Annotated in this window: 2 protein-coding genes; both read right to left on the minus strand. The window is 74.5% G+C overall.

Annotated features, from left to right (window positions below; translation table 11 throughout):
• A partial coding sequence (locus H299_RS0123650) for a condensation domain-containing protein (protein WP_027750425.1) occupies nucleotides 1-2,507 on the minus strand: 2,507 nt, incomplete at its 3' end.
• Nucleotides 2,504-2,728, minus strand: a 225-nt coding sequence (locus H299_RS0123655) for a hypothetical protein (protein ID WP_486587398.1), incomplete at its 5' end; no start/stop codon positions are given. The genes H299_RS0123655 and H299_RS0123650, both read right to left, overlap by 4 nt.

Below are 2,728 nucleotides of genomic sequence, written 5' to 3' on the forward strand. Positions count from 1 at the left end.
TACCCCCGCGTCACACCCACACCCGCCACATACAACTCCCCCACCACACCCACCGGCACCGGACGCAAAAACCCATCCAGCACATACACCCGCAGGTTGTCCGAGGGGACGCCGATGGCGGGCCGCCCCTCGCCGGTGAGGCGGTGGAACATCGCGTCCACGGTGCACTCGGCCGGGCCGTAGAGGTTGTACACCGACAGCCCCTCGACCTCGCGCAGCGCGTTCCACAGGTCGTCGCCGACGTCCTCGCCGCCCAGCGCCAGGACCGAGACGCGGTGCTCCCCCGCCGCCGCCTCCGCCTCGAAGACCCCGGCCGCCAGCAGCTGGCGCGCCACCGACGGGGTGGTGTCGAGCACGTCCACCGCGGACCGGCGGGCGTACTCCACCATCCCCATCGCGTCCTTGCGCGTCTCGTCGTCCACGATGTGCAGCTCGTTGCCGCCGACCATCCACAGCAGCTGGCTCCAGGAGGCGTCGAAGCCCAGGGAGTTGGTGAGCGCGGCGCGCAGCGGACGGCCGCCCGCGCGCTCCCGCTCGGGCGTGAAGAAGTTCGCCCGATGGCTGTGGAACATGTTCGCCAGGTTGCGGTGCTCGACCGCGACGCCCTTGGGACGGCCGGTGGAGCCGGAGGTGTAGACGGCGTACGCCAGCCGCGCGGGCACCAGCGGGCCGCGCCGGTCCGCGTCGGTGAGGTCGGTGGCGTCCGTACCGTCCGACGGCGGTGCCAGCCGTGCCAGCTCCTCCAGCAGCAGCGTCGGTACGTCCTCGGGCAGCGGCCCGCTCGTCGCGGCGGTGGCCAGGATCAGCACCGGGTCGGCCTCGGCGCAGATCGCGGCGACGCGCTCCGCCGGGTGGTCGCCGTCGACGGGCAGGTAGCCGGCGCCCGACTTGAGGACGGCCAGGATCGCGGTGACCGCGTCGGTGGTGCGCGGTAGCGCCACGCCGATCATCCGGTCCGGGGCGGCGCCGTGCGCCACCAGCAGCCGGGCGAGGCGGTTGGCGTCGGCGTTCAGCTGCCGGAAGGTGAGCCGGGTGGCGCCGCCGACGAGGGCGGTCGCCTCCGGCGTCGCGCGCGCCTGCGCCTCGAACAGCTCGGGCAGGGTGTGCCCGGGGTGGTCGGCGATCCGGCCGCTGGCCACCCGCAGCAGCTCCGCGCGCGCTCGCGGGGTGACCGACGGCAGCTGTCCGGCGGGGGCGTGCGGGCGCTCGGCGATCTCCGCCAGCAGGCCGTGCAGCCGCTCCAGCAGGGCGGACGCCGCCTCGGCGGTGTAGACGTCGTCGCGGTAGTTGAGTTCGAGGCGGAGCCCGTCGCCGGGGTAGACGGCCAGGCTCAACGGGTAGTGGGTGCCCTCGGGGGTGTCCTCGGCCGCGTCGCGCAGCACCCGGATGGTGAGTCCGGCCACGGACGCGCCGCTGACCGCCTCGTCGACGGGGAAGTTCTCGAAGGCGACGGTGGAGTCGAAGAGTTCGCCGTGGCCCACGGCCCGGTGGATGTCGGCCAGACCGAGGTACTGGTACCCCATGAGGTCGGTCTGCTCCCGCTGGACGCGGCTCAGCAGCGCGCCCACCGACTCGGCGGGGTCGATCCGCACCCGGGTGGGCACGGTGTTGATCAGCAGGCCCACCATGCGGTCGCTGTCGGGGAGTTCGGGCGGGCGCCCGGCGACGGTGCTGCCGAAGACCACGTCGCGCTGCCCCGTCAGCTCGGACAGCAGCAGCCCCCACGCGGCCTGCACCACGGTGTTGGCGGTCACCTCCCGGGCGCGGGCCGCGGCGGTGATCCGCGCGGTGGTGGCGGCGGAGAGTTCGCTCACCACGCGGCGCTGCCCGTGGTCGGAGGCACCGGTGCCGGCGCCGCCGGCGACCAGCGTCGGCCCCTCCAGGCCGGACAGCGCGCCGCGCCACGCCTCCTCGGCGGCCCCGCGGTCCTGGGCCTCCAGCCACGCCAGGTAGTCCGCGAACGGGACCACCGGCTCCAGCCCCGCGTCGGTACCCCCGTCCCGGTAGATCCGGAACAGGTCGCTCAGCAGCAGCGGCAGGGACCAGCCGTCCAGCAGGATGTGGTGGTGGGTGAGGACCAGCACGTGCGCGTCCTCGGCCAGCCGGACCAGGGTGATCCGCAGCAGCGGCGGCCGGGCCATGTCCAGCCGCCGCGCACGGTCCTCGGTCAGCAGCCGGGACAGCCGCAGGCTCCGCTCCTCGGGGGCGAAGCCCGAGAGGTCGGCCTCCTCCCAGGGGAGGGTGACGGTACGGGCCACCGCCTGGAGCGCCTCACCGGAGCGGCGGCGCAGGAACGCGGCGCGCAGGGCGGCGTGCCGCGCCACCAGGGCCTCGCAGGAGGTCCGCAGGAGGTCGCGGTCGAGGGTGCCGCTCAGCTCCAGCGGGGTCTGCATGTGGTAGAAGTCGACGGCTTCGCCGCCGTCGGCACCGTCGTAGAGGGCGTGGAAGAGCATGCCCTGCTGGAGCGGGGTGAGCGGCAGGGCCGCCTCGAGGGATGTCTGCTTCACTGCGTGGCCTCCCACTGGGCTTCCAGCTCATCGAGTTCGTCGGCCCGGAGCGCGACGAGGCTCCGGGTGCCGCCCGCGTCCGGCGGGGTGGGGGGTGGGGTGTCTCCGGTCCGGCCGCGGGGGACCTGGCGGGCAACCAGCGCCAGCTTGGCGATCGTCTTGTGCACGAACACATCACGCGCCGAGATCACCACACCCGCACGATGCGCCCGCGCCGCCAA

The sequence above is a fragment of the Streptomyces sp. CNH287 genome, assembly GCF_000424825.1.